The sequence below is a fragment of the Simplicispira lacusdiani genome, assembly GCF_003604195.1.
Classification (GTDB): Bacteria; Pseudomonadota; Gammaproteobacteria; order Burkholderiales; family Burkholderiaceae_C; genus Simplicispira; species Simplicispira lacusdiani.
The window spans coordinates 300,535-327,373 of record NZ_QXGR01000001.1; the positions used below are offsets into that span (position 1 = coordinate 300,535).

General features: G+C 68.2%; 26 protein-coding genes and 1 riboswitch. Of the genes, 16 read left to right on the plus strand and 10 right to left on the minus strand.

The window, feature by feature from the left end; genetic code table 11:
* Nucleotides 1-33 precede the first annotated feature (33 nt).
* The gene (dnaN, locus tag D8S75_RS01365) at nt 34-1,140 is read right to left on the minus strand and encodes a DNA polymerase III subunit beta (RefSeq protein WP_119964132.1); all 1,107 of its coding nucleotides are present in this window, start codon (nt 1,138-1,140) and stop codon (nt 34-36) included.
* Between the two features lie 129 nt (nt 1,141-1,269).
* Nucleotides 1,270-2,688, minus strand: coding sequence for a chromosomal replication initiator protein DnaA (gene dnaA / locus D8S75_RS01370; RefSeq protein ID WP_119964133.1), 1,419 nt, complete (start codon nt 2,686-2,688; stop codon nt 1,270-1,272).
* Between the two features lie 257 nt (nt 2,689-2,945).
* Between dnaA and rpmH the strand changes: the two genes are divergently transcribed.
* The 7 genes from rpmH to D8S75_RS01405 all read left to right on the plus strand — a co-directional run bounded on the left by rpmH (nt 2,946) and on the right by D8S75_RS01405 (nt 8,583).
* Nucleotides 2,946-3,080: a 50S ribosomal protein L34 gene (rpmH, locus tag D8S75_RS01375; protein ID WP_005798102.1), complete on the plus strand. Its 135-nt coding sequence runs from the start codon at nt 2,946-2,948 to the stop codon at nt 3,078-3,080.
* 63 nt (nt 3,081-3,143) lie between these two features.
* The gene (locus tag D8S75_RS01380) at nt 3,144-3,593 is read left to right on the plus strand and encodes a ribonuclease P protein component (protein ID WP_119964134.1); all 450 of its coding nucleotides are present in this window, start codon (nt 3,144-3,146) and stop codon (nt 3,591-3,593) included.
* A complete protein-coding gene (gene yidD, locus D8S75_RS01385) occupies nt 3,590-3,883 on the plus strand; it encodes a membrane protein insertion efficiency factor YidD (RefSeq protein ID WP_119964135.1) in 294 nt (97 codons plus the stop codon). The genes D8S75_RS01380 and yidD overlap by 4 nt, the downstream gene beginning before the upstream one ends.
* Nucleotides 3,880-5,577: a membrane protein insertase YidC gene (gene yidC, locus D8S75_RS01390; protein WP_119964136.1), complete on the plus strand. Its 1,698-nt coding sequence runs from the start codon at nt 3,880-3,882 to the stop codon at nt 5,575-5,577. The genes yidD and yidC overlap by 4 nt, the downstream gene beginning before the upstream one ends.
* A 75-nt stretch (nt 5,578-5,652) precedes the next feature.
* Nucleotides 5,653-7,068, plus strand: coding sequence for a tRNA uridine-5-carboxymethylaminomethyl(34) synthesis GTPase MnmE (gene mnmE, locus D8S75_RS01395; protein WP_119964137.1), 1,416 nt, complete (start codon nt 5,653-5,655; stop codon nt 7,066-7,068).
* 83 nt (nt 7,069-7,151) lie between these two features.
* Complete coding sequence (locus tag D8S75_RS01400) at nt 7,152-7,643, plus strand: Crp/Fnr family transcriptional regulator (protein ID WP_119964138.1); 492 nt, start codon at nt 7,152-7,154, stop codon at nt 7,641-7,643.
* A gap of 109 nt (nt 7,644-7,752) precedes the next feature.
* Nucleotides 7,753-8,583, plus strand: a complete 831-nt coding sequence (locus tag D8S75_RS01405) for a hypothetical protein (RefSeq protein ID WP_119964139.1) — start codon at nt 7,753-7,755, stop codon at nt 8,581-8,583.
* A gap of 40 nt (nt 8,584-8,623) precedes the next feature.
* On the opposite strand, the gene D8S75_RS01410 is transcribed toward D8S75_RS01405, so the two are convergent.
* Nucleotides 8,624-9,178: an adenine phosphoribosyltransferase gene (locus tag D8S75_RS01410; RefSeq protein ID WP_119964140.1), complete on the minus strand. Its 555-nt coding sequence runs from the start codon at nt 9,176-9,178 to the stop codon at nt 8,624-8,626.
* A gap of 169 nt (nt 9,179-9,347) precedes the next feature.
* Here D8S75_RS01410 and D8S75_RS01415 point away from each other — a divergent pair, with 169 nt between their 5' ends.
* Complete coding sequence (locus D8S75_RS01415; protein ID WP_119964141.1) at nt 9,348-12,419, plus strand: EAL domain-containing protein; 3,072 nt, start codon at nt 9,348-9,350, stop codon at nt 12,417-12,419.
* A gap of 72 nt (nt 12,420-12,491) precedes the next feature.
* On the opposite strand, the gene D8S75_RS01420 is transcribed toward D8S75_RS01415, so the two are convergent.
* Nucleotides 12,492-14,477, minus strand: coding sequence for a monovalent cation:proton antiporter family protein (locus tag D8S75_RS01420; RefSeq protein ID WP_119964142.1), 1,986 nt, complete (start codon nt 14,475-14,477; stop codon nt 12,492-12,494).
* Nucleotides 14,478-14,526: 49 nt separating this feature from the next.
* Here D8S75_RS01420 and D8S75_RS01425 point away from each other — a divergent pair, with 49 nt between their 5' ends.
* Genes D8S75_RS01425 through D8S75_RS01440 form a run of 4 tightly spaced genes read left to right on the plus strand, consistent with a single transcriptional unit; the run spans nt 14,527 to nt 17,495 of the window.
* A complete protein-coding gene (locus D8S75_RS01425; RefSeq protein WP_119964143.1) occupies nt 14,527-15,528 on the plus strand; it encodes a KpsF/GutQ family sugar-phosphate isomerase in 1,002 nt (333 codons plus the stop codon).
* A 1-nt stretch (nt 15,529) separates the two neighbouring features.
* Nucleotides 15,530-16,087, plus strand: a complete 558-nt coding sequence (locus D8S75_RS01430; protein WP_119964144.1) for a KdsC family phosphatase — start codon at nt 15,530-15,532, stop codon at nt 16,085-16,087.
* Nucleotides 16,084-16,695, plus strand: coding sequence for an LPS export ABC transporter periplasmic protein LptC (gene lptC, locus D8S75_RS01435; RefSeq protein WP_119964145.1), 612 nt, complete (start codon nt 16,084-16,086; stop codon nt 16,693-16,695). Before D8S75_RS01430 ends, lptC begins: the two co-directional genes overlap by 4 nt.
* Nucleotides 16,696-16,712: 17 nt before the next feature.
* The gene (locus D8S75_RS01440) at nt 16,713-17,495 is read left to right on the plus strand and encodes an SDR family oxidoreductase (RefSeq protein WP_119964146.1); all 783 of its coding nucleotides are present in this window, start codon (nt 16,713-16,715) and stop codon (nt 17,493-17,495) included.
* A 74-nt stretch (nt 17,496-17,569) separates the two neighbouring features.
* Here the strand turns inward: D8S75_RS01440 and rbp (D8S75_RS01445) are convergent, their stop codons facing one another.
* Both rbp (D8S75_RS01445) and rbp (D8S75_RS01450) read right to left on the minus strand, forming a co-directional pair.
* A complete protein-coding gene (gene rbp / locus D8S75_RS01445) occupies nt 17,570-18,079 on the minus strand; it encodes an RNA-binding regulator (RefSeq protein WP_119964147.1) in 510 nt (169 codons plus the stop codon).
* Nucleotides 18,080-18,350: 271 nt separating this feature from the next.
* Complete coding sequence (rbp, locus tag D8S75_RS01450) at nt 18,351-18,722, minus strand: RNA-binding regulator (RefSeq protein ID WP_119964148.1); 372 nt, start codon at nt 18,720-18,722, stop codon at nt 18,351-18,353.
* A 227-nt stretch (nt 18,723-18,949) separates the two neighbouring features.
* Nucleotides 18,950-19,136: riboswitch (yybP-ykoY riboswitch) on the plus strand.
* Nucleotides 19,137-19,151: 15 nt separating this feature from the next.
* Here rbp (D8S75_RS01450) and D8S75_RS01455 point away from each other — a divergent pair.
* The 4 genes from D8S75_RS01455 (at nt 19,152) to pyrF (ending at nt 22,388) form a co-directional block, all read left to right on the plus strand.
* Nucleotides 19,152-19,715 (plus strand): TMEM165/GDT1 family protein, encoded by a 564-nt coding sequence (locus D8S75_RS01455; RefSeq protein WP_119964149.1) that lies wholly within the window; start codon nt 19,152-19,154, stop codon nt 19,713-19,715.
* A gap of 126 nt (nt 19,716-19,841) precedes the next feature.
* A complete protein-coding gene (gene metX / locus D8S75_RS01460) occupies nt 19,842-20,969 on the plus strand; it encodes a homoserine O-succinyltransferase MetX (RefSeq protein ID WP_119964150.1) in 1,128 nt (375 codons plus the stop codon).
* Entirely contained in the window at nt 20,966-21,553 is a 588-nt protein-coding gene (gene metW, locus D8S75_RS01465; protein ID WP_119964151.1) for a methionine biosynthesis protein MetW, read from the plus strand. The genes metX and metW overlap by 4 nt, the downstream gene beginning before the upstream one ends.
* 10 nt (nt 21,554-21,563) lie before the next feature.
* A complete protein-coding gene (gene pyrF / locus D8S75_RS01470) occupies nt 21,564-22,388 on the plus strand; it encodes an orotidine-5'-phosphate decarboxylase (RefSeq protein ID WP_119964152.1) in 825 nt (274 codons plus the stop codon).
* Nucleotides 22,389-22,661: 273 nt separating this feature from the next.
* Here pyrF and D8S75_RS01475 read toward each other — a convergent pair whose 3' ends face one another.
* The 4 genes from D8S75_RS01475 to D8S75_RS01490 form a co-directional block, all read right to left on the minus strand.
* Nucleotides 22,662-23,789: an NAD(P)/FAD-dependent oxidoreductase gene (locus D8S75_RS01475; RefSeq protein WP_119964153.1), complete on the minus strand. Its 1,128-nt coding sequence runs from the start codon at nt 23,787-23,789 to the stop codon at nt 22,662-22,664.
* Nucleotides 23,790-23,811: 22 nt separating this feature from the next.
* Nucleotides 23,812-25,149: a D-serine ammonia-lyase gene (dsdA, locus tag D8S75_RS01480; protein ID WP_119964378.1), complete on the minus strand. Its 1,338-nt coding sequence runs from the start codon at nt 25,147-25,149 to the stop codon at nt 23,812-23,814.
* A gap of 58 nt (nt 25,150-25,207) precedes the next feature.
* Nucleotides 25,208-26,137 carry an EamA family transporter gene (locus tag D8S75_RS01485; RefSeq protein WP_119964154.1) on the minus strand — a complete coding sequence of 310 codons (930 nt, stop codon included), beginning with the start codon at nt 26,135-26,137 and terminating at the stop codon, nt 25,208-25,210.
* A gap of 85 nt (nt 26,138-26,222) precedes the next feature.
* Nucleotides 26,223-26,663, minus strand: a complete 441-nt coding sequence (locus tag D8S75_RS01490; RefSeq protein ID WP_119964155.1) for an acyl-CoA thioesterase — start codon at nt 26,661-26,663, stop codon at nt 26,223-26,225.
* Nucleotides 26,664-26,839 lie beyond the last annotated feature (176 nt).

Genomic DNA, 26,839 nt, shown 5'->3' on the forward strand with positions numbered 1-26,839 from the left:
CGCTTCAAGCTATAAAAATAGTAGCAAAATGCATCAGATGCGCATGGGCATCACGACGTATTTGAAGTGGTCGCTCTCGGGCAGCGTCAGCAGGGCGGAGCTGTTGCCGTCGGACAGCGCGATCTTCACCATGTCCTGCCCCATGCTGGCGAGCGCGTCGATCAGGTAGGTGACGTTGAAGCCGATCTCGATGGCGTCGCCGCCGTAGTCGATGTCGAGCTCGTCCACCGCCTCTTCCTGCTCGGCGTTGTTGCTGGCCACGCGCAAGGTGCCCGGTTCGATGTTCAGGCGCACGCCCTTGAACTTGTCGCTCGTCATGATGGCCGTGCGCTGCAAGCTGGCCAGCAGCGGGGCGCGGCCCAGGGTCACGCTGTTGTGGTGGTTCTTGGGGATGACGCGGTTGTAGTCGGGGAACTTGCCCTCGACCAGCTTGGTGACGAATTCCAGCGCGCCGAAGCTGAACTTGGCCTGGTTGCTGGCGAAGCGCATTTCGAGCGCGCCGTCGGCGTCGCTCAGCAGGCGCTGCAGCTCCAGCACGGTCTTGCGCGGCAGGATGACTTCCTGCTTGGGCACTTCGACGTCCAACTCGGCGCTGGCGAAGGCCAGGCGGTGGCCGTCGGTGGCCACGAGCGAGAGCGTCTTGCCCTCGGCCACGAACAGGATGCCGTTGAGGTAGTAGCGGATGTCCTGCACGGCCATGGCGAAGGCCACCTGGCCCAGCAGGTGCTTGAGCGTCTTCTGCGGCACGCTGAAGGCGGGGCCGAAGCTGGCGGCCTCCTGTACCAGCGGGAAGTCCTCGGCGGCCAGGGTCTGCAGCGTGAAGCGGCTTTTGCCGCCCTTGAGCACGAGCTTGTCCTGGCTGGTCTCCAGGCTCACCGTCATGTCGGACGGCATGGTGCGCAGCACGTCGATGATCTTGCGGGCGTTCACGGTGGTGGTGAAGTCGCCCGTGTCGCCGCCCAGTTCGGCCGTGGTGCGGATCTGCACTTCGAGGTCGCTGGTGGTGAGCTGCAGCGCGTTGCCCGTCTTGCGGATCAGCACGTTGGCCAGGATGGGCAGGGTGTGCCGGCGCTCGACGATGCCGGCGACCGACTGCAGAACCGCGAGAACCTTGTCTTGTGTTGCCTTCAGGACGATCATGTCAACCTCTTGTGATTTTGGTTACGGTGCGCGGAACAGCGGCATGCCTCCTGCCCCCTCCCTGCTGCACAGCCTGCCATTTTGCCCCGTTGCCGTGGCATTTCTCCTGGGGACCGCTTCGGCACGGCGTCAGCCCTTGAGCGTCTGCTCCAGCACGTGCAGCTGCTGGTTCAGTTCGGTGAGCTGCTGGCGCTCGCCCGCGATCTTGCGCACGGCGTGCAGCACCGTGGTGTGGTCGCGTCCGCCGAACAGCTCGCCGATCTCTGGCAGGCTCTTCTGCGTGAGTTCCTTGGCCAGGTACATGGCGATCTGGCGCGGCCGGGCGATGCTGGCCGGGCGCTTCTTGCTGTACATGTCGGCGACCTTGATCTTGTAGTAGTCGGCCACCGTCTTCTGGATGTTTTCCACCGAGATCTGCCGGTTCTGGATGGACAGCAGGTCGCGCAGCGCCTCGCGGGCCAGCTGGATGGAGATTTCCTTCTGGTTGAAGCGCGAATACGCCAGGATCTTGCGCAGCGCGCCTTCGAGTTCGCGCACGTTCGAGCGCACGTTCTTGGCGACGAAGAAAGCCACTTCCTCGGGCATCTCGGCGCTTTCAGCGCGCGCCTTGTTGATCAGGATGGCCACGCGCATTTCCAGCTCGGGCGGTTCGATTGCCACCGTCAGGCCCGAATCGAAGCGCGAGACCAGGCGCTCGTGGATGTCCGTCAGACCCTTGGGATAGGTGTCCGAGGTCATCACGATGTGGCTCTTCTTGGCCAGCAGCGCCTCGAAGGCGTTGAAGAATTCCTCCTGCGTGCGGTCCTTGTTGGCGAAGAACTGCACGTCGTCGATCAGCAGCAGGTCGAGCGAGTGGTAACGCTGCTTGAATTCATCGAAGGTCTTGCGCTGGTAGGCCTTAACCACATCCGAAACAAATTGCTCGGCGTGGATGTAGAGAACTTTGGCGTCGGGCCGGTCCTGCAGCAGCTTGTTGCCCACGGCGTGCACCAGGTGGGTCTTGCCCAGGCCCACGCCGCCGTAGATGAACAGCGGGTTGTAAAGATGGCCGGGCGTGCCCGCCACATGCATGGCGGCGGCGCGCGCCATGCGGTTGGCCGTGCCCTCCACCAGGGTGTCGAAGGTCAGCGCCGGGTTCAGCCGGTTGCGCAGCGGGTCGCGCGCGCCGTCGTCGGCGGCCGGGGCGGCGACGGGTTCGGGGTTGTTCGCTGCCGCCTGCGCCATGGGCTGCACATAAGTACGGGTGGTGGTTGTGCGCTGAGCGAGCGCTAACTCCAGCGGGATGGGCTGGCCATAAAGCGCCTCCAGCAGCGCGGCGATGCGGCCGGCGTACTGGGCGCGTATCCAGTCGAGCGTGAAGCGGTTCGGGACGTAGAGCGTGACCTTGGAGAAGTCGCTGGCCACCTGGGCCGCGAGCGGCTTGATCCAGGTGCTGAATTGCTGGGCGGGCAGGTCTTGGGCAAGCTGCTCGGTGCATGCCTGCCAGAGCGCCTGGCCGGCTTCGCTGCCATGGGAAGGGGGGATGCCGTTCGCGGTTTCCTCTTGCATTGGGGATTCTTGTTGTGGATAGGAGGAACGGTTCAAGGCCTGGGATTGTAGCTTGTCAAGGAGTTATCCACAACCTGGAGAGGCCCTCCGACCGGGTTGCCCGGATGGGTCGTGGGGGCTCTTCCGATGGGTGGCATTGCTTCTGGCGCGCAAGTCTGCGACAATTGCGGGTTTCCCTGAATGTGTTCAGGGTAATTTGATCCTGCCGCGCCTTCTTTGAGAGGTGCGCTTCCCTACCGAACCCTCGAGGAATTCCCATGAAACGCACTTACCAGCCCTCCAAGACGCGCCGCGCCCGCACCCACGGTTTCCTGGTGCGCATGAAGACCCGCGGTGGCCGCGCCGTCATCAACGCCCGCCGCGCCAAGGGCCGCAAGCGCCTGGCCGTCTAAGGCCCGCACGGGCTTGGACTCGCACCCCGGCGCGCGCCTGCAGGTCCCGACGAGGGCGCCTTCATGCAGCGGCTGAAAACGCGTCCGCAATTCCAGGCCACCATGGCCGGAGAAACCGTGGCCCGCACGGCCCATTTCGCGCTGCACCGCCTGGCACTGGATGCCGGTGGCGCCGCACCCATCGGGTCGGGGCCCGGTGCCTCGCGCCCCGAGGCGCCGCAGGCCCTGTTCGCCGTGCCCGATGCTTGGCTGGGCGCCATGGTGCCCAAGCGCTGGGCCCGCCGCGCGGTGACGCGCAATGCCATCAAGCGACAGATCTACGCCGTGGCCTCGGCCTTGGAGCCGAAGCTGCCGCAGGCCGCGCATGTGGTGCGGCTGCGCGCCACGTTCGACCGCAAGCAGTACGTCAGCGCCAGTTCCGATCCGCTCAAGCAGGCCGTGCGCGCCGAGTTGCTGCAGCTCTTCGAGCGCGCGGCCGCGCGCCCGCTCCTTTCTTCCCGGGCTTGCGCATGATGCAGAGCCTGCTGATCGCGCTGGTCAAGGGCTACCGTCTGCTGCTCAGTCCGTGGCTGGGTTCGGCCTGCCGTTTCGAGCCGACCTGCTCGCAGTATTCACTGCAGGCGCTGCAGCAGCATGGCGCCGCCGCGGGCACCTGGCTGACGCTGGGCCGGCTGGCGCGCTGCCACCCCTGGTGCGATGGTGGCCATGATCCGGTGCCGCAGGAGGCACCGCGCGCCACGCGGCTGTTCTCGCGGTTGCTCTCTCCTGCACCTTCCTCATCCTCACCAAAGAAGTCTCCATGAACGACATCCGCCGCACCATCCTGTGGGTGATTTTTGGCTTTTCCCTGGTCCTGCTGTGGGACAAGTGGCAGATGCACAACGGCCGCCAGGCCACCTTCTTCCCCGCGCCCGCATCAGCCCCCGCCCCGGCGGCGGCAGGTAGCGCCGCCGCGCCAGCCGCCGTGCCGGGCGCCTCGGTGCCGGTGGCCGCGGGCGGGCAGGCGGGCGTGCCCGGCCAGCAGGCTCCGGCGGCCTCCGCGGCCCCTGCCAAGCGCGAGCGCGTGGAGGTCGCCACCGACGTGCTGCGCCTGGTCTTCGACAGCGAAGGCGGATCGCTCACGCAGGCCGAGCTGCTCCAGCATTCCGATCTGGCCGACAAATCCCGCAACTTCCTGCTGTTCGATGAAAGCGCCCAGCGTGTCTACCTGGCGCAGACGGGCCTGATCGGTGGCGACTTCCCCACGCACAAGACCGTGATGTCGGTGGTGCCCGGCGCGCGCGCGCTCAAGGACGGTGAGAACGAGCTGACCGTGCGCTTCGAGTCGCCCGACCTCGGCGGCGTCAAGCTGGTCAAGACCTGGACCGCCAAGCGCGGCGCCTACGACCTCGCGGTCAAGCACGAGGTGGTGAATACCGGCACGGCGCCCGTGTCCCCCAAGCTCTACCTGCAGCTGGTGCGCGACGGCAACAAGCCCGCTGGCGAATCGTCCTTCTATTCCACCTTCACCGGCCCGGCCGTGTTCACCCAGGACAAGAAGTACCAGAAGGTCGAATTCAAGGACATCGAGGACAACAAGGCCGATTTCCAGAAGGAGAGCGACAGCGGCTACGTGGCCATGGTGCAGCACTATTTCGCTTCGGCCTGGCTGCTGCCCGAGGGTGCCAAGCGCGAAATCTTCATGCGCAAGGTCGACGCCAACCTGTACTCGGTGGGCATGATCACCGCGCTCGACACCATTGCCCCGGGCGCCAGCAAGGCGCTGGACGCACGCCTGTTCGCCGGCCCGCAGGTCGAGACGAACCTGGAAAAGCTCGCCCCGGGCCTGGAATTGGTCAAGGACTACGGCTGGCTGACCATCCTGTCCAAGCCGCTGTACTGGCTGCTCGACCAGCTGCACAAGCTGCTGGGCAACTGGGGCTGGGCCATCGTGGCCCTGGTGCTGCTGCTCAAGATCGCGTTCTACTGGCTCAACGCCAAGGCCTACGCCAGCATGGCCAAGATGAAGGCCATCAACCCCAAGATCATGGAGATGCGCGAGCGCCTCAAGGACAAGCCGCAGCAGATGCAGCAGGAGATGATGCGCATCTACCGCGAGGAGAAGGTCAACCCCATGGGCGGGTGCTTCCCCATCATGATCCAGATTCCGGTGTTCATCGCGCTGTACTGGGTGCTGCTGTCCAGCGTGGAAATGCGCAACGCCCCCTGGATCGGCTGGGTGCATGACCTCTCCGCGCCCGACCCGTTCTTCATCCTGCCGGTGCTCATGACGCTCAGCACCCTGCTGCAGACGGCCCTGAACCCCGCGCCGCCCGATCCGATGCAGGCCAAGATGATGTGGATCATGCCGCTGATGTTCAGCGTGATGTTCTTCTTCTTCCCGGCCGGCCTGGTGCTGTACTGGCTGACGAACAACATCCTGTCGATCGCCCAGCAGTGGATCATCAACACCCGCATGGGCGTGCCGCCGCAGTTCAACCTGCCGAAGTTCAAGTGACCGCCTGAACGGTCCCCTCATGAAGGCCGCGCGAGCGGCCTTCGTTTTTTCCGAACCCTGTAAAGTCCCTCCACCATGCTGCCGCGCCACCAGGACCCCATCGCCGCCATCGCCACCGCCCCCGGACGCGGGGCCGTGGGCATCGTGCGCGTCTCTGGCAGGGGGCTGGGGGCGCTGGTCCAGGCCCTGTGCGGGCGTGACCTGCGCCCGCGCGAGGCCACCTACCTGCCCTTCCGCGACGCCGCCGGCCAGGCCATCGACCAGGGGCTGGCGCTGTTCTTCCCGGCGCCGCACTCCTACACCGGCGAGGACGTGCTGGAGTTGCAGGCCCATGGCGGCCCGGTGGTGTTGCAGTTGTTGCTGGCACGCTGCCTGGAAGCCGGAGCCCAGGCCCTCCCTGGTGCCGGTGCAGCCATCCTGCCCGGCCTGCGCGTGGCCCGGCCGGGCGAGTTCACCGAGCGCGCCTTCCTCAACGACAAGATCGACCTGGCCCAGGCCGAGGCCATCGCCGACCTGATCGACGCCTCCACCGCCGCCGCCGCGCGCAGCGCCGGCCGCTCGCTGTCGGGCGCGTTCTCCGCCGAGATCCATGCCCTGCGCGACGCGCTCATCCACCTGCGCATGCTGGTCGAGGCGACGCTGGATTTTCCTGAAGAAGAAATCGACTTTCTACGCAAGGCGGACGCGCGCGGGCAGCTATCGAATTTGCAGCAAACGCTGGCACAGGTGATGCAACGCGCGCGCCAGGGCGCGCTGCTGCGCGAGGGCATCAAGGTGGTGATCGCGGGCCAGCCCAACGCCGGCAAGAGCTCGCTGCTCAACGCCCTGGCCGGCGCGGAGCTGGCCATCGTCACGCCCATCGCCGGCACCACGCGCGACAAGGTGCAGCAGACCATCCAGATCGAAGGCGTGCCCTTGCACGTGATCGATACCGCCGGACTGCGCGAGAGCCACGACGAGGTCGAGCGCATCGGCATCGCCCGCGCCTGGGACGAGATCGCCGCGGCCGACGCCGTGCTCTTCCTGCACGATCTCACGCGCTGCCATGGCGCGGACTACCAGGCGGCCGACGCGGCCATCGCCCGCGCCATGGCCGAGCGCCTGCCGCCGTCGGTGCCGGTGATCGATCTCTGGAACAAGAGCGACTGCGCGCCCGCCGGCGCGGTTGTCGCCCCGCAGGACGGCGTGCGGCTGTCGGCGCGTACGGGCGAGGGCCTGGAGCCGCTGCGCCAGCGGCTGCTCGAAGTGGCCGGCTGGCAGGGCGCGCCCGAGGGGGTATACATCGCGCGCCAGCGCCATGTGCAGGCCCTGCGGGCCGTGGCCAGCCACCTGGACATGGCGGCCGCGCAGCTCGACGCGGCGGGCCCGGCGCTCGATCTGCTGGCCGAGGAACTGCGCTTGGCGCAGAACGCCTTGAGCGAGATCACGGGCGAGTTCTCCTCCGATGACTTGCTCGGGGTCATCTTCTCCAGTTTCTGCATAGGCAAATAGCCCTGCAACAGCCTTGACGCAGGTGTAAGAAGGGGTAAACAATGCTTGTGCCTCAAGGGCATTGAGGATAGTTTCGTCGTCCTATGAACGCTGTGACACCCAATACGCCCCGGCTGGACCTGCAAGGCCTGATCAATGCCATCGCCCAGGCCAGCGCGGAGGACAGCATGACCAACCCGCTCAAGCCCGAGCAGTGGGAAACCCTGTCCGCTTACCTGCAACCCTGCACGCTGGCGGCGGGCCAGTTGCTGTTCAAGCAGGGGGTTTCCGATCGCACGCTGTACCTGCTGGAAAGCGGCAGCCTGAGCGTGCACTACGAGGACGAAAAGGGCCGGCTGCGCATGGCCATCGTCAATGCCGGCTCCGTGGTCGGCGAAGGCTCCTTCTTTTCGCTGCGCCCGCGCAGCGCCACCGTCCAGGCCGCGGCGCCAAGCAAGCTCTGGGCGCTGACGGCACTGCGCTTCACGGAACTGGGCAACCGCCAGCCCGCCATCGCGCTGAGCATGGCCATGGCCGCCGGGGCCGTCCTGTCCAAGCGCCTGGGCAACCGTCGCCGCCGCGTTGCGTCCACCTGACACTGTGGGGCCTGCATGGTCCGTTGCGTGCGTGTGGGCGCTGCCGCCGGCAAGGGGGCCGTTACACTCGTTACGGAGCCGCCAGGGCGTCCACCGTAGAAAGAAGACCATGTCATTGTTCAGCTGGTTCACGCGCAAATCCACGCCTGCCAAATCCCGCTCGGTTGAACCGTCGGGGCTTTTGAATGCGGATGCCACCGTGCCCTTGATGCCGGGGCGTGATGGCCGGCCGGTGCTGCCCCCCGCCGTGCCCGCGGAGCATGCGGCCAACCGCCGCAACGAGCGCATGGAGCGGCGCGAACTGCTGTATTCCGTGGTGCGCGATGCCATGGTCCGCGCGGCCGTCCTGTCGGCCGGTTACAAGTTCAAGGTGCTGTCCCTCGACCAGCATGGCCGCCAGTTCCTCGTGATGATCGACCTGGCGCGGGAATACGGTGGCGATACCGCCCGCCTGAGCGAGATCGAGGCCCTGATCGCCCAGACCGCCAAGACGCGCTACGACATCGCCGTCAACGCGGTGTACTGGCGTTTGAACGACCATGTGGCCGTGGGAATTCCCCAGAAGGGGCAGGAACACAGGCCGCCAGCGATGGCGCCACGTCCAGCGCCCCCCGTGGCCGCCGCTAGGCCCCCGGCCGCAGCGCCGGTGGCGCCTGCGCGCAGCGCGCCCGTCGCCGCGCCTGTCGCCCCGGTTCCCCCCGTGGCCGCGCCCGCGCGCCCGGCGTCGCCGCACTTCGATCCCATCGAGGCCGATGAAGTCGCCGCGTTCAAGCAGGCGCTGGCCTCGTCGTCCCGGCCGGCGCCCGCCCCAGCGCCGGGCGTGGCCGTGCGCTCGGGTCCGATGCGGTCCGTGCTGCTGCAGAATGATTTCGCCGAGACCGAACTGCCCGAGGATTCGCGCGCCCAGGATCTGAGCGGCACGCAGTACGGGGATCTCTGAGTCCGTCCCCCGGACGCGACGGTGCCCTGGGAGGGCTCCGTCAGTGGCCCTCGAAATCGACCAGCGTGAACAGCGGCAGGCCGCCCGCGCGCAGGCGGCTGGAGCCGCCCAACTCCGGCAGATCGACGATGGCGGCGCCTTCCATCACCTGGGCGCCGAGCTTTTCCAGCAGCTTCTTGCCCGCCATCATGGTGCCGCCCGTGGCGATCAGATCGTCGATGAGCAGCACGCGGTCCCCGGCCTTCACGGCATCGGTGTGCAGCTCCACGGTGGCGCTGCCGTACTCCAGCTCATAGGTCTCCTCCACCGTGGTGAACGGCAGCTTGCCCTTCTTGCGGATCGGCACGAAACCCACGTTCAGCTCGTAGGCCACCACGGCCCCGAGGATGAAGCCGCGCGCGTCGAGACCGGCCACCACGTCGGGGCGCAGGTCCTTGTCCATGTAGCGGTGCACGAAGGCGTCGATCAGCACGCGGAACACCTTGGGGTCCTGCAGCAGCGGCGTGATGTCGCGGAACTGCACACCCGGCGCGGGCCAGTCGGGGACCGTGCGGATGTGCTGGCGGAGGTATTCGTTGACGCTGAGGGGCTGCATGGGGGTCCTGGTCGGTGGAAGCGGGCGTATCCGGCACGGCAAGTGTAATCAGCCGTGGCGTCAGAAAAGTGCCGCCCAGACCATGGAAGCGCACGCATAATCGTGGCAATATCCACAAGCCATGATGGGCTTTTGCAGCGGGGCTGCGCACTGAGCATGAAGGCTGGACATGCCCGTTTCTGTTCTGCTGATCGAAGGCCGCGACGACCACGCCCAGGCCGTGACCCGGGCGCTCGTCGATCCATGGCTTGACTGGCGCCTGCTGCGGGCGGCCACCGTGGAACAGGCCCGGGATCTGCTGGCCAGCGAGAGCATCGACATCGTGCTGGTGGCCCGGCGGCTTGGCGATGGTTCGGCCTACGATGTGTTTGGCTTCCTGCAGGGGCAGCCGACCCTGATCATGGTGCCCGAGGGCGAGGAGGCCCATGCGGCGCTGGCCATGCGCCACGGCTTCATCGATTTCGTGGTGCAGGACCCGCTGCACCACTACCTGCTCAATCTCCCGGCCCAGCTTGAGGCAGTGCTGGAGCGCAGCACGGGCGAGCGAGCGCGCCAGAATGCCGAAGCCATGCTGGCGCGCCAGCACCGGCTGCTGCAGGCCATCTCCGACGCCCAGGCCCTGTTCATCGCGAGCGCGCCTCCGCGCGCAGCCTTCGAAGCCCTGCTCCGGGAAATGCTGGGCCTGACCGGGAGCGCCTTCGGCGTGGTCGGCCAGGTCGAGATTTCACCGGAAGGGGCCCCCAGCCTGCGTGTGCATGCCATCACGGACATCAGTTGGGATGACGACTCGCGCGCCCGGTATGCGCAGGTGTCCGGCCAAGGCATGGTCTTTGACAACCCGCGCACGCTCATTGGTGCCGCGCTGACCAGTGGCGAGCCGCTGATCAGCAACCAGCCTGCCGACGACCCCCGCGCGGGCGGCCTGCCGCATGGGCACCCGCCTCTGACGGCCTTCATGGGGCTGCCCATCCATGCCGCGGGCGAATTGGTCGCCATGGTGGGGGTGGCCAATCGGCCGGGCGGCTATTCCAGCGCCGATGTCCACTTCCTGCAACCCCTGCTCAACAGCGTGGGCCAGTTGGAACTGGCACGGCGCGCGGAAATCGCCCGGCGGGATGTCGAACTCCGGCTGGCGCAGACCAGCGCCCAGCTAGAAGAAAAGACCCATCTGCTCGAATTGACCCTGGCCAGCGTGTCCCAGGGCATCTCTTTCGTGGACAAGGAGGGGCGGGTACGCATCCACAACCAGCGCTACCTGGATCTGCTCGGTCTGCCCCAGGGGTTGCTGGAGCGGCAGCCGCTGCAGGAGGATGTCGTGCGCTTCCAGGCCGAGCGGGGTGATTTTCGCGAGGAGTTCACGGCCGTGGATGCGGTGGCACGCGCCTATCTGCCAGCGGACGGGCCTCCGCAGGCCGGCCCGGACGGGATTCCGGAGGTGTATCTGCGGCGCACCGCCTCGGACCGCTACCTGGAGGTTCGCACCCGGGTGCTCGAAGGCGGTGGATTCGTGCGCACCTATACCGACGTGACCGATTACCTGGCCACCCAGGAGGCGCTGCGCCAGAGCGAGGTGCGCTGGCGCAGCCTGACGCAGCTGTCGTCGGACTGGTATTGGGAGCAGGATGCCGACTTCCGCTTCGTGCGCTTCGAGGGCAATGTCGGAAATCCCCTGGGGCTGCCGAACGAGCGGCACATAGGGTTGACCCGCTGGGAGCTGCCCGACGCGCTCGTCAGCGAGGCCCAGTGGCGAACCCACCGGGCCCAGTTGGCGGCGCATGAGGTGTTCCACGATTTCGAGATGCAGCGCCTGGCATCCGATGGATCGCCGGTCTGGGTGTCGATCAGCGGGGAGCCGATCTTCGATGCGCAGGGGGGCTTCGCCGGCTACCGTGGCGTGGCCCGCAACATCACCGAACGCAAGCGGGCCGAGGCCGAGATCCAGCGCCTGGCGTTCTATGACGAACTCACCGCCCTGCCCAACCGCCGCCTGCTGCTGGAGCGCCTGGACCGCGCCGCCGCCGCCTGCGAGCGCACGGCATCCCATGGCGCCCTGCTCTTTCTCGACCTGGATGACTTCAAGAACATCAACGACACCCTGGGCCACGAATGGGGCGACCGGGTGCTGGTGCAGGCTGGCCGGCGCCTGACGGCCTGCGTGCGCACCACGGACACCGTGGCCCGGCTGGGCGGGGATGAGTTCGTCGTGACCCTGCAGGGCCTGCATGCGAAGGAAGCCGAGGCCGCCATGGAGGCCGAGGTGGTGGCGCAGAAGATCCTGGTGGCGCTCAACCAGCCCTACGAAATGCAGGGCGGCGAAGTGCACAGCACGCCCAGCATCGGCATCGCCATGTTCCGCAACGCCCAGTTGGAGGCGCAGGAGCTGCTGCAGCGCGCGGACATGGCCATGTACCAGGCCAAGGCGCAGGGGCGCAACACCATCTGCTTCTTCGATCCGGGGATGCAGGCCTCGGCCGCGGCGCGCTCCGCCCTGGAGGCGGATATCCGCCAGGGCTTGCAGCGGGGTGAATTCCTGCTGCACTACCAGCCCGTGGTGGATGCCAGCGGCCAGGTGCTGGGCGCCGAGGCCCTGGTGCGCTGGATGCACCCTCAGCGCGGCCTGGTGCACCCGGGGGAGTTCATCGCGCTGGCCGAGCATACCGGGCTGATCCTGCAGATCGGGCGCCAGGTGCTGCAGGCCGCCTGCGAGCAGATGGTGCGCTGGGCGGCACACCCCGTCACCCGGCAGTGGACCTTGGCGGTGAACGTGAGCACGCGTGAATTCCGCCATCCCGAATACGTGCAGCAGGTGCTGGACATGCTGCGGCAGACCGGCGCCGATCCCAGCTACCTCACGCTGGAGCTGACCGAAAGCCTGCTGCTGCACGATGTGGAGGACGGCATCGCCAAGATGCAGGCCCTGCGCAGCCAGGGCGTGGGCTTCTCGCTCGACGACTTCGGCACCGGTTACTCCAGCCTGAGCTACCTCAAGCGCCTGCCGCTCGACCAGCTCAAGATCGACCAGGGCTTCGTGCGCGACGTGCTCACCGACCCGAACGATGCGGCCATCGCCTGCACCGTGATCGCCCTGGCGCACAGCCTGGGGCTGGAGGTGGTGGCCGAGGGCGTGGAAAGCCAGGGGCAGCGCAAGTTCCTGTTGCGCAACGGCTGCAAGCGTTTCCAGGGCTATCTGTTTGGCCGGCCCGGCCCGGTGGAGCAACTTGAATTGCTCCTGAAAACATAGCTACTGACGCTTGATAGGCAAGCGATACAGCCCGTTTTTATCGAATTTTGCAGATCCCTTGGCGGGGTGGGGTCAGCCGCGCAGCAGCCGGTCCTCGGCCAGCGCCAGGGCGGCGGGCTGGCCCGACAGCACCAGGGTATCGCCCTCGGCAAGCACCGTGCCGTCGTCGGGCGGCGTCATGCGGCCGTTGCCATGGCGCAGGTTCATCACCTTCACGCCCAGGGCATGCAGCGCCAGCGCGCCCAGCGGCTGGCCCAGCGTCTGGGCGCCGGGGGGCAGGGTGATGGTGGACATGCGCTCCTGATCGCGCTCGTTCGCGGTGTCGTCGTCCGCGCCGTGGAAGTAGCCGCGCAGCAGGTTGTAGCGCGCGTCGCGCTGGTCCTGCACCAGCCGCAGCACGCGGCGCATGGGCACGCCCACCAGGGCCAGTGCATGGCTGGCCAGCATCAGCGAGCCCTCGATGGCCTCGGGCACCACCTCGGTGGCGCCAGCGCTGCGCAGCTTGTCCAGGTGCAGGTCGTCCTGGGTGCGCACCACCACCGGCACTTGCGGGGCGTGGGCGCGGGCGTTGGCCAGCACCTTGAGCGAGGACTGGATGTCCAGGTAGGTCACCGCGACGGCGCTGGCCCGTACCAGGCCGGCGGCCACCAGGGCCTGCAGGCGCGAGGCGTCGCCATACACCACGGAGTGGCCGGCGGCGGCGGCCTGGCGCACGCGGTCGGGGTCCAGGTCCAGCGCCATGTAGGCGATACCTTCGTGCTCCAGCATGCGCGCCAGATTCTGGCCGCAGCGGCCGAAGCCGCAGATGATGACGTGGCTGCTCGTGCCGATGCTCTTGCGCGCGATGGTCGTCATCTGCAGCGACTGCTGCAGCCAGTCGCTGGCAACCAGCTTCATCACGATGCGGTTGCTGTACATGATGAGGAAGGGCGTGGCCAGCATCGACAGCACCATGGCCGCGAGGATGGGGTTCATCAGCGCCGGGCGCACCAGGCCGTTCTGCTGCGTCAGCGAGAGCAGCACGAAACCGAATTCCCCCGCCTGCGCCAGGTACAGGCCGGCGCGCAGCGCCACGCCCGTCGTGGCGCCCATGCCGCGCGAGAGCACCAGGATGATGCCCAGCTTGAGCAGCATCGGCACCAGCAGCAGGCCCAGCACCAGGGCCCACTGCTCCAGCAGGATATGCCAGTCCAGCATCATGCCGATGGTGATGAAGAACAGGCCCAGCAGCACGTCGTGGAACGGTCGGATGTCGGTGCCCACCTGGTGCCGGTATTCGGTTTCCGACACCAGCACCCCGGCGATGAAGGCGCCCAGGGCCAGGCTCAGGCCCGCCAGCTCGGTCAGCCAGGCCAAGCCCAGCGTGATGAGCAGCAGGTTCAGCATGAACAGCTCGTCGCTCTTGCGCCGCGCCACCAGCGTGAGCCACCAGCGCATCAGCTTCTGCCCGCCCGTCAGCAGCAGGCCCACCAGCACCGTGGCCTTGACCAGCGCCAGCCCCAGCGCCATGAGCAGGTCGTCCGGCGAGGAGCCCAGGGCCGGGATCAGCACCAGCAGCGGCACCACGGCCAGATCCTGGAACAGCAGGATGCCCATGATCTGCCGGCCGTGGTCGCTCTCGATCTCGGCGCGCTCGGCCATGAGCTTGACCACGATGGCCGTGCTGCTCATGGCCAGCGTGCCGGCCAGGGCCAGCGCCGTCTGCCAGCCCACGTCCCACACGCCGCCCAGCAGCCGCGCCAGCACCAGCGTGCCGCCAAAGGCCACGCCCATGGTCAGCACCACCTGCATGAGGCCCAGGCCGAACACCTGGCGCCGCATGGCGCGCAGCTTGGGCAGGCTGAATTCCAGCCCGATGGCAAACATCAGGAACACCACGCCGAATTCACCCAGGTGGCGCACGCTCTCCGAGTTCTGCGCCAGGGCCAGGGCATGCGGGCCGATCAGCACGCCGGCGGCCAGATAGCCCAGCATCGGCGGCAGCTTGAGGCTGCGGCAGGCCACCACCCCCAGCACCGCGGCCAGCAGGTACAGCAGGGTCAGGGCGAGGGAAGACATGCTCCGATGCTATCCGACGCCGCGCAGCCCCGGCCGATAGAATCGCTCCATGCATGCAGCCACTGGCGCCACGCGCCCTTTCGACCCCGAGCAGGCCCTGCGCCTGGCACGGGAAACCTTCGACATCGAGGCCGCCGCGCTGCGTGCGCTGGGCCAGCGCGTGGACGGCCGGTTCGCGCAGGCGGTGCAGAAAATGCTGCACATCCCGGGCCGCGTCGTGGTCATGGGCATGGGCAAGAGCGGCCATGTGGGCCGCAAGATCGCTGCCACGCTGGCGTCCACCGGCACTCCCGCGCTGTTCGTGCACCCGGCCGAGGCCAGCCACGGCGACCTGGGCATGGTCACGGCCCAGGACCTCGTGCTGGCCATCTCCAACAGCGGCGAGAGCGCCGAGCTCACCGCCATCCTGCCCGTGCTGCACCGCCTGGGCGTGCCCCTGGTCGCCATCACCGGCAACCCGCAGTCCTCGCTGGCGCAGCACGCCGACCTGGCGCTGGACTGCAGCGTCGAGCGCGAGGCCTGCCCGCTCAACCTCGCCCCCACCACCAGCACCACGGCGCAGCTGGCGCTGGGTGACGCGCTGGCCGTGGCCCTGCTCGATGCGCGCGGTTTTCGCGCCGAGGATTTCGCGCGCTCGCACCCCGGCGGCGCGCTCGGGCGCAAGCTGCTCACCCATGTGAGCGACGTCATGCGCGCGGGCGAGCAGGTGCCCCGCGTCGCCCCCGACACGCTGTTCAGTGACCTGATGCGCGAAATGAGCGCCAAGGGCCTGGGCGCCTCGGCCGTGGTCGACGGCCAGGGCCGCGTGCTCGGCATCTTCACCGACGGCGACCTGCGCCGCCGCATCGAGGCCGGTGCCGATCTGCGCAGCGCCACGGCCGAGCAGGTCATGCACCCGGGCCCCCGCACCATCGCCGCCGACGCGCTGGCCGTGGACGCCGCCGAGATGATGGAAACCCACGGCATCACCAGCGTGCTGGTGGTCGATGCCGAGGGCGCGCTCACCGGCATCGTGCACATCGGCGACCTGATGCGTGCCAAGGTGATCTGAGATGGCGGCGCCCACCCTGCCCGTGCTGCAATTTCCCCCTGAGCTGCTGCTGGCGGCACAGGACGTGCGCGTCGCGTTCTTCGATGTGGACGGCGTGCTCACCGATGGCGGCCTGTTCTTCAGCGAATCGGGCGAGACGCTCAAGCGCTTCAACACCCTGGACGGCCATGGCCTCAAGCTCCTGCAGAAGGCGGGCATCGTGCCCGCCGTGGTCACCGGCCGCGACTCCGCGCCGCTGCGCGTGCGCCTGCGCGCGCTGGGCGTGGAGCACGCCATCTTCGGCACCGAGGACAAGCGCCCGGCGGCCGAACAGATCCTCGCCACACTGGGGCTGACCTGGGCCCAGGCCGCCGCCATGGGCGACGACTGGCCCGACCTGCCCGTGATGCGCCGCTGCGCCTTCGCTTGCGCCCCGGCCAACGCCCAGGCCGAGGTGCTGGCCAGCGCCCACCATGTCACGCAGGCCCGTGGCGGCGACGGCGCCGCGCGCGAGTTCTGTGATCTGCTGCTCATGGCCAGCGGCCGCTACGCCGCGCTGCTGGCGGACTACTGCGCATGACCATGACGCTGCGCCATGCCTGGGACCGGCTGTCGCTCTACCTGCCGGTGCTGCTGATGGGCCTGCTGGCACTGGGCACCTGGTGGCTGGTGCGCAACGCGCCCCAGGCGCAGGCCCCCCAGGAGGCGGGCGCGCCGCGGCACGAGCCCGACTATTTCATGAAGGAGTTCTCGGTCAAGAGCTTCGACGCCGGCGGGCGCCTGCAGAGCGAGGTGCTGGGAGCGGTGGCGCGCCATTACCCTGATACCGACACGCTGGAGATCGATGACGTGCGCCTGCGCTCGCTCGGCGCCAACGGGCGTCTGGTGCGCGCCACGGCGGACCGTGCGCTGAGCAACGCCGATGGCTCGGAAATCCAGCTCCTGGGCAATGCCGTGGTGGTGCGCGAGGCCCTGCGCGCCGCCAACGGCAAGGGGCAGCCGCCCCTGGAGTTCCGGGGCGAGTTTCTCCATGCCTGGCCGAAGCAGGAGCGTGTGCGTTCGGACCAGCCGGTCGTGCTCACGCGCGGCAAGGACCGTTTCACCGCCGACAGCATGGAATACGACAACCTCGAACAGGTGCTGCAACTGCGCGGCCGCGTGCGCGGCGTGCTCGTGCCCGCGCGCTGAACATTCACCCGCGCGCCATGGCATCACCCCTCGTCTTCATCACCGGCGCCTCCAGCGGCATCGGCCAGGCGCTGGCCGCGCGCTACCACCGCGCGGGCTGGCGGCTGGCGCTCGTGGCGCGGCGCGTGGACGAGGTGAAAAAATGGGCCGAGGCTAGTGGAATAAGTGTCGATAGCTATGAAATATATAGCGCTGACGTGGCTGTCACCGACAGCATCGTCGCTGCCGGCCAGGACTGCCTGCGGCGCCAGGGCGTGCCGGACGTGGTCATCGCCAATGCGGGCATCAGCGTGGGGGTCGACACGGCGCTGCGCGAGGACATCGACACCATGGCGCGCGTCCTGGCCACCAACACCGTGGGCGCGGCGGCCACGTTCCAGCCTTTCATCGGCGCGATGGCGGCACGCGGCAGCGGGCGGCTGGTGGGCATCGGCAGCGTGGCCGGCATCCGGGGCCTGCCGGGCCATGGCGCCTACTGCGCGAGCAAGGCCGCCCTCATCAGCTACTGCGAAAGCCTGCGCGGGGAGCTGCGCGGCACGGGTGTGGTGGTGTCCACCATCTGCCCTGGCTACATCGACACGCCGCTGACGCGCCAGAACCGCTATGCCATGCCTTTCCTGATGCGGCCCGAGGACTTCGCCGACCGGGCTTTCGCCGCCGTGCAGGCGGGCGCGAGCTACCGGGTCATTCCCTGGCAGATGGGCGTGGTGGCCAAGCTCTTGCGCCTGCTGCCCAACCCGGTGTTCGACCGCCTGCTGGCCGGGCGGCCGCGCAAGCACCGGCAATCCGAAGCCGGCTGACCGCCCCGTGCCCATGGCGCGGGCATGAAAAAAGCTCCCGAAGGAGCTTTTTGCTGGGACATGCGCAGGAGGGCTCAGTAGCTGTTGCCACCGCCGCCGTAGCCGCCGCCACCATTGCCGCGGCCGCCGCCGCCACTGCGCGGACCCGAACCGTAGGGGCTGCGGAAACCGCCTTCGCCACGGCCACCGCCGTAGCCGCCGCCACCTTCACGGCCGCCGCCATAGCCGCCACCACCGCCCTCACGGCCACCGCCGTAGCCGCCGCCACCGCTGCGGCCACCACCACCGTAGCCGCCGCCACCGCCGCCAAAGCCGCCGGAGCGGGGCGGGCGGGGTTCCATCGGACGGGCTTCGTTCACGACGATGGCGCGGCCACCGAGGGACTGGCCATTCATGCCGTTGATGGCGGCCTGGGCCTCGGCATCACTGCCCATTTCCACGAAACCGAAGCCCTTGGAACGGCCGGTGTCGCGCTCCATCATGACCTTGGCGCTGGTCACGCTGCCAAAGGCGGCGAAAGCCTGCTCCAGATCATTGTCGCGCACGCCGTAGGGCAGGTTGCCCACATACAGTTTGTTGCCCATCGAGGGACTCCTCAAAAACACAATGAAAAAGCGATGGAGTCCCGAAAACGCAACCAGCTCATCTCGACGAATGCTCTATGCGTGCAACTGAAGGATCACCGCAAACCATGAACGGGTAAAAACCCGCTCGTACATTATGGCGCTTGTCAATGGCTGAAAAGCAAGGGTTTTTACGACCTGTGGCAGATCGGTTGCAGACCGGCAAATAAAAAAAGGAACCCGCAGGTTCCTTTTCATGCCGGAGAGGCCGGGGCCTCTGGTTCCGGGGTGCTTAGTAGCTGTTGCGGCCACCGCCGTAGCCGCCGCCACCGCCGCCGAAGCCGCCGCTGCGGCCACCGCCGCCGTAGCCGCCGCCATTGCCGCCGCCGAAGCCGCCGCTACGGGGAGCGCGGGGCTCCATGGGACGGGCTTCGTTGACCACGAGGTCACGGCCGCCGAAGTTTTGGCCATGCACGCCTTGGATGGCGGCTTGTGCCTCGGCATCGCTGCCCATTTCGACGAAGCCGAAACCCTTGGAGCGGCCGGTGTCACGCTCCATCATGACCTTGGCGCTGGAAACCGAGCCGAACTGGCCGAAGGTTTGTTCCAGATCGTTGTCGCGGAACGAGTAGGGCAGGTTGCCCACGTAAAGTTTGTTGCCCATGAGGGACTCCTGAAAAAACATAAAACGCGATGGAGTCCGACGCAATCAACAAACCTGTGACGACTTCAAAGACGCGAAACTGACCATTCACCGCTGACTCTCTGCCTTTCCGCAAAGCGAAAAAGCGGACCCATTATCAGGCAATTTGGCGTTCAGCCCACTTTTTATTTCTCGGGCCTTGGTTTGTTGCAACATCCGGCGGGCATTCCGGCCGGGCCCTGGCCGCTACAATGCGCGGGTCTTTGGGGAGTAGCCGACCCTGGCAGCCAGTGCCAGGGAGCGCATGTCAACACACTTGGGGCCCCACGTCCCATGGCATGCGCAGTCTGCGGACAAGCGAGACCATTGACCGCACGCCGTCCATGGAGCCGGGGTCGGTGCGTGGTCAATGCATCCGTTCTGCGTCCGGCCGAAAACGATATTGCCCCCATGGAAGCCTTCCTCGTCTCCACCTCCATCGTCGCCCTCGCAGAAATGGGCGACAAGACCCAGCTGCTCGCCCTCGTGCTGGCGGCGCGTTTCCGCAAGCCCTGGCCCATCGTCTGGGGCATCTTCGTGGCCACGGTGTTCAACCACGCATTGGCCGGTGCCGCCGGGGCCTGGATCACCACGCTGATCGGGCCGCAGATGCTGCGCTGGGTGCTGGGCGTGTCGTTCATCGCCATGGCGGTGTGGATGCTGATCCCGGACAAGCTCGAAGACGGCGACACCGGCGAAGGTCCGCGCTGGGGCGTCTTCGGCACCACGGTCGTGGCCTTCTTCCTGGCCGAGATGGGTGACAAGACGCAGATCGCCACCGTCATGCTGGCTGCCCAGTACAGCGGCTGGCTGTGGGTGGTGGCTGGCACCACGCTCGGCATGATGTTGGCCAATGCCCCCGTGGTGTGGCTGGGTGACCGCATCACGCGGCGCATACCGCTGCGCACCGTGCACGTCGTGTCAGCGGGCATCTTCCTGGTGCTGGGTATTCTGGCGTTGTGGGTACCCGCCTGAACCCGCTGGTTTTGCTATAGTTGCCGGACGCGCCGATTTGCCACAGCTTGCGGGCGCTTAATAAATTCAGCTAAAGACCGTCCGACAGCCGACCCGGTACCGTTTTTAGCGTTACCGGGTTTTTTTATGTCGTTCCTCGCCACGCCCCAGTCGATGCATTTTCCAGAGGCGCTGCCGCTGCAAAGCGGCGCCTCCATCCGCGACTACCACCTCGCCTACGAGACCTACGGCCAGCTCAACGCTGACCGATCCAATGCCGTGCTGGTGTGCCACGCGCTCAACGCCTCGCACCATGTTGCCGGTGTCTACGAGGGCCAAGACAAGAGCGAGGGCTGGTGGGACAACATGATCGGCCCCGGCAAGAGCGTGGACACCAACCGCTTCTTCGTCATCGGCGTCAACAACCTGGGCTCGTGCTTTGGCTCCACCGGCCCCATGCACACGCATCCGGACACCGGCGAGGTCTACGGCGCCGACTTCCCCGTGGTCACGGTGGAGGACTGGGTCCACGCCCAGGCCCGCCTGCTCGACCGCCTGGGCATCACGCAACTGGCCGCCGTGCTCGGCGGCAGCCTGGGCGGCATGCAGGCCCTCTCGTGGACGCTGCAGTACCCCGAGCGCATGCGCCATGCCGTGGTGGTGGCCAGCGCGCCCAACCTCACGGCCGAGAACATCGCCTTCAACGAAGTGGCGCGCCGCGCCATCGTCACCGACCCCGACTTCCACGGCGGTCACTTCTACCGCCACGGCGTGATCCCCAAGCGCGGCCTGCGCATCGCGCGCATGATCGGCCACATCACCTACCTGAGCGACGACGTGATGAACGAGAAGTTCGGGCGCCAGCTGCGCGAAGGCATCGACCTCAAGTACAGCACCCAGGACGTCGAGTTCCAGATCGAGAGCTACCTGCGCTACCAGGGCGACAAGTTCAGCGACTACTTCGACGCCAACACCTACCTGCTGATCACGCGCGCGCTCGACTATTTCGACCCCGCGCGCGCTTTCAAAGGCGACCTCACCCGGGCCCTTGCGCGCGCCACGGCGAAGTTCCTGCTGGTCAGCTTCACCACCGACTGGCGCTTCTCTCCCCAGCGCTCGCGCGAGATCGTCAAGGCCCTGCTCGACAACCGACGCGCCGTGAGCTACGCCGAGATCGACGCGCCCCACGGCCACGATGCCTTCCTGCTCGACGACGCCCGTTACATGAACGTCATGCGTTCCTACTTCGACAGCATTGCAAAGGAGCTGGCATGACCGAAAAAGCCACCATGGAAGCCCTGGCCCGCCTGGTGCCGCAAGGATCGCGCGTGCTCGACCTGGGCTGTGGCGACGGCAGCATGCTCGACTACCTGCAGCGCGAACGCGGCTGCAGCGGCTACGGCATCGAGATCGCCGACGCCAACGTGCTGGCCTGCGTGCGCCGGGGCGTGAATGTCATCCAGCTCAACCTCGACGAAGGCCTGGCCATGTTCGGCGACGCCTCGTTCGACGTGGTGCTGCAGATCGACACCCTGCAGCACCTGCGCAACGCCGAGGTCATGCTGCGCGAGACCGCGCGCGTGGGCCGCACCGGCATCGTCGCCTTCCCCAACTTCGCGCACTGGCCCAACCGGCTTTCCGTGCTGCGCGGTCGCATGCCCGTCACGCGCCGCCTGCCCTACCAGTGGTACGACACGCCCAACATCCGCGTCGGCACCTACAAGGACTTCGAGGCGCTGGCCACCAAGAACCGGCTGCGCATCCTGGACTCTTTCGGCCTGCAGGACGGCGAGGCCGTGCGCTTTTTGCCCAATGCGCGCGCGGGGACGGCGGTGTTCCATTTCGAGCGCTCTGCATAAAATCCCCCCCATGACCTTCCTCGACATGCTGCGCGACGCGGCCACGCAGAACAACTCCATGCTGTGCGTGGGCCTGGACCCCGAACCCACGCGGTTTCCCGCGGGCATGCAGGGCGACCCGCACAAGATTTACGACTTTTGCGCCGCCATCGTGGATGCCACGGCCGACCTGGTGTGCGCCTTCAAGCCGCAGATCGCTTACTTCGCCGCGCACGGCGCGGAAGACCAGTTGGAACGCCTGATGCAGCACATGCGCGCCAACGCGCCGCGCGTGCCAGTGATCCTGGACGCCAAGCGCGGCGACATCGGCTCCACCGCCGAGCAGTACGCGCGCGAGGCCTTCGAGCGCTACGGCGCCGACGCGGTCACGCTCTCGCCCTTCATGGGCTTCGACTCGGTCGAGCCCTACCTGCGCTACCCCGGCAAGGGTGCCTTCCTGCTGTGCCGCACCTCCAACCCCGGCGGCGACGACTTCCAGAACCAGCGCCTGGCCAGCGTGGACGGCCAGCCGCTGCTGTACGAGCACATCGCGCGCCTGGCGCAGGGCCCGTGGAACAAGAACGGCCAGCTCGGCCTGGTGGTGGGCGCCACCTACCCGGCCGAGATCGAGCGCGTGCGCGCCATCGCGCCGCAGGTGCCGCTGCTCATTCCCGGCGTGGGCGCCCAGGGCGGCGACGCTGCCGCCACGGTGCGCGCGGGCTGGCGCAAGGACGGCCCGATCATCGTCAATTCCTCGCGCGCCATCCTCTATGCGAGCAATGGCGCGGACTTCGCCACTGCCGCGCGCCACGAGGCGCAGCGCACGCGCAACCTGTTGCAGGCGGCGATCCCCTGAAACACTCCCCTGAGTCGCCTTCGGCGCCTTCCCCCCGCTCTCGCAGTGCTGCGCGCTGCGGGCAGGGGGACGCTCCCAGCGCGGCGGGGCGGCCCTTGCGCGGGAGCCCTGGTCTGGGGCGCGCCAGTGTCATGCGCCGTGGGTGCAGCGTTCGCGCAATGGATCACTGACCAGTCATCAAAATCAGGAGCTGATTGCGCTCGTGAATACTGGATTTCAGAAATATTTCATTCTGAAAACCAATACTGAAAAGCGCGAGCAGCTCCTGAATTGCTAGCGCAAACGCCGGGGCGACAGCCCCTCGGCATCCACACCCTCGGCCACCAGCGACGCGTCCAGCGGCTCGCCGAGCAGCAGGTTGCGCGCCAGCAGGGCATAGCCCGGCGCGCTCTGGATGCCGTAGCCGCCCTGCGCGGCCACCCAGAACAGGCCCTCGACCTGGCCGTCCCAGCCGATCACCATGTCGCCGTCGGGCACGAAGGAACGCAGCCCGGCCCAGGTGTGCGAGGGGCGGCGGATCTGGAAGCTCGTCATCTGCTCGATGTGCCAGATGCCCGTGGCCACGTCGATCTCCTCGGGCACCACGTCGTGCGGGTGCATGGGGTCGGCGTTGGCGGGCGAGCCCAGCAGCTGGCGCGCGTCGGGCTTGATGTAGAAGCTCTCGTCCACCGCGATGATGGCGGGCAGGCTGGGCAGGTCCAGCCCCTCGGGCGCGGGGAAGGTGAAGGCCGTGCGCCGACAGGGCGTGAGGCCAATGGGCGCGGCGCCGGCCAGCTGGCCCACCACGTCGGCCCAGGCGCCGGCGGCATTGACCACGGTGCGTGCCTGCACGTGGCTGCCGTCCTGCAGTTGCACAGTCCACAGGCCGCCCTCGCGCGCGAGCGCCGTGACCTCGGCATCCATGCGCACGGTACCGCCACGCTGGCGCAGGCCGTGCAGGTAGCCCTGTTGCAGGCCGTTCACGTCGATGTCGGCCGCGCCCGACTCACTCAGCCCGCCGCCCAGTGCCTCCAGGCGCAGGCAGGGTGCGCGCTCCACCAGTTCGGCGGGGGTCAGGCGGCGCAGGCTGGGTGAATGCGTGTGCAGCTCTTGCCAGGTGGCCTCCAGCAGGTCCATCTGGTCCGGTTGGGCGATGTAGAGCACGCCACGCGGCGAGAGGATGGGACTGTCGGCGAAGCCCGGCGGCGGCTGGTCGAGGAAGGCCCGGCTGGCGCGCGTGAGCGCGCGGATGCGCGGCGTGCCGTAGGTCTCCATGTAGAGCGCGGCCGAGCGCCCCGTGGTGTGGTAGCCGGGCTGCGCCTCGCGCTCCAGCAACAGCACGCGCGAGGTTTCGGCGAGTTGCCAGGCCACGCTGGCACCGGCAATGCCGGCGCCGATGACGACGAAATCCAAGGTTTCCATGGTGAGGCTCCTGAGGCGGGCGTTACCGGCTTGTGGCCTCGCGCCCGCGTTGCAAAAAGCGATCGTATTCGGTATCGGGCACGAACAGCCCGCCGGTGGTCCAGGCCAGGTGCGTGGCGCGCGGCAGGTGCGCCTCCAGGCCCTGTGCGCGCAGCCAGGCGCAGCCCGCCAAGGTGCCGGTGAGCATGCCGGGGCCACTGAAGCCCGCCGCCGCCGAGGGCTCGATGCGCAGCTGCTGCGTGTCGTGCGCCAGCGCCAGATGCTGGAACAGCGTGGCGTCCTGCACGGTGTACACGCCCGAGAGCAGCGGGTGCATCAGGCTGGCCGCCAGCAGCGAGGCGCGCGGCACGGCCAGGCCGTCGGCTTCGGTCTGGTTGCTCAGGCCCCAGTCGTACACGCTGGGGTGGTCGTGCGGTCCGGCCAGCATCTGCGCGAGGAAGCAGGGTGACTGCACAGGCTCGGCGAAGAAGCAGTGCACATGCGGCCCCAGCACCTGGCGCAGGCCGAAGGTGATGCCCGCCGGCGCGCCGCCCACGCCGCAGGGCAGGTAGACAAACAGCGGGTGCATGGCGTCCACGGTGATGCCCGCCGCCGCCAATTGCCGTTGCAGCGCGGGCGCGGCGGCGCTGTAGCCCTGCAAGAGCGAGAGCGAGCGCTCGTCATCGACGAAGTGGCAGAACGGGTCGCTCGCGGCCTGGGCGCGGCCGGCGGCCACGGCCTGCTCGTAGTCGCCGGCGTGTTCCACCACCTCCACGCCGCGCCGGCGCAGGCGCTCCTTCTTCCACTCCTTGGCATCGGCCGACATGTGCACGGCGGCGCGAAAGCCCAGGCTTGATGCGGCCACGCCGATCGACAGGCCCAGGTTGCCCGTGGAGCCCACGGCCACCTGGTAGCGGCCCAGCAGCGCGCGCGCTTCGGGCCGGGCCAGCGCGCGGTAGTCGCCGCCCGGCGCCACCAGGCCGTGCTGCAGCGCCAGTGTTTCGGCGAATTCGAGCACTTCGTGGATGCCGCCGCGCGCCTTGATCGAGCCGGCCACGGGCAGCAGGTGGTCGCATTTCACCCAGAGCGCGCCCTGCTCCGCGTCCAGGCCCAGGGGCTGGCCCAGCGCGGGCGCGGCCACCAGCGGGGACTCGATCACGCCGCCGCTGGCCTGCAGTTCCGGGAACAGTTCCGCCAGCAGCCCGGCGAAGCGGCCAAAGCGCGCCACGGCGGACTGCATGTCGTCCACGCCCACCGTGGCGGTGCCCACCGACAGCCGGGGTGGCACCTCGGCCTGGCGGCCCGGGTTGGTCCACAGGCAGGGTTGGGCGGCGCGCAGGCGGTCCTGCACGGTGGGGGCGGTGTCGGGGGTCGGGGTCATGGCGGTGTTCAATATGGTTTTGATAGCTGTTGGCGCTTGCCGCACGGGCGCTGCTGGCCTATTTCATGCCAAATCGCGGGCCCAGCACCACGCAGGCCAGCGCGGTCACCACGCAGGCGATGCCGGCCCATTGCCAGGGCGTGACCACCTCGCCCAGCACCCACATGCCTGCGGCCAGACCGACCACGGGCACGCCCAGGCTGAACGGCGCCACGCGGTTGGCCGGATGGCGCTTGAGCAGGCGCGTCCACATCGCGTAGCCCACCACGGTGGCGGCCCAGCCCAGGTAGGCGATGGAGAGCCAGGCCAATAGCGGCACCTCGGCCACGGCGGCCCAATGCAGCCAGCGGCTGGCATCGGGGTCCAGCCAGGCCGACAGGGCCACGAACGGCAGCACCGGCACCAGGCTGCTCCAGACCACGAAGGCCAGCGGGTCGTAGTCGGGCGTGTGCGCCTGCGCGCGGCGCACGACGATGTTCGAGACCGCCCACATGGCGGCGGCGCACAGCGTGAGGCCAAAGCCCGCCAGCGTGGTGGCGCCCGCGCCGCGCCCGGACGGGCCGACGAAATCCATGGCGAAGCACAGCAGGCCCAGCGCGGCCAGGCCCATGCCGATCTTCAGCGCGCGGCCCGGGCGCTCGTGCAGCAGCACCAGGCTCAGCGTGGCCGTGAAGAACACCTGCGTCTGCATGAGCACGCTGGCCAGGCCGGTCGCCATGCCCACCTTCAGCGCCAGGAACAGGAAGCCGAACTGGCCCAGGCCGACGAACAGGCCGTAGGCCACCACCCACTTCCAGTGGATGCGCGGCGGGCGCACCAGCAGCACCATGGGCAGGCAGGCGCCGAGGTAGCGCAGGGCGCCGAGCTGCAGCGGCGTGAAAGTGCGCAGCCCGTATTTCATGGCCAGGAAGTTCAGGCCCCAGATCACCACCACGGCCAGGGCCATGAGCAGGTCGGCGGCGCCCATGGGGCGGGAGGTGTGGGTCATTTCAGTGCCTCAGGGGGGCATCCATCGGGCATGCATGGGCACGCCCAGGCAAATGGCCCCCGCGCAGTGCCACAGGGGGGTGTCCTCAAGCCGTGCGGACCGCGTTGACGTGCGCGCGCACGCGCTCGGCCAAGGCCATGTCGCCGGGGGTTTCGGGGGTCCAGGTGTCCACGGGGCGCGGGCGGTCGTTGATGTCGGTGGCCACGTACACCGTGGCGCAGTACAGCACCTGGCGCAGCTCACCGCCGGGGAGCTTGCCGCTGAAGACCTCCACCGCGATGCCCATGCTGCTCGTGCCGGTGTAGGCGAGCCGGGCCTGCACCTCCACCAGGTCGCCCACCAGGATGGGGTGGGCGAAGCGCGCGCCGCTCACCAGCGCCGTCATGCACGGCCCCTTGGCCCAGCGCGTGGCGCAGGCGAAACCCGCCTCGTCCACCCAGCGCAGCACGGTGCCGCCACTGATCTTGCCGGCGACATGCTCGCCCTCGTTGTGGGAAGCCAGGAAGCGCAGGGTGATGGAATGCATGGCGGTCGGGGTGGATCGTTTGTCGGCCCATTATTCTGCAACCGTGGCATCCCGTGGGCCAGCGGGGCATTGACAGCCACCCCGGGCCGTCTGATAGTGCGGTCTTGTTCCCCGGGCCCAGCCCCAGCGCGGGGCAAGCATCCGCAGAGGCGGGGTGCGCTCCTTTTGGGGCCGGT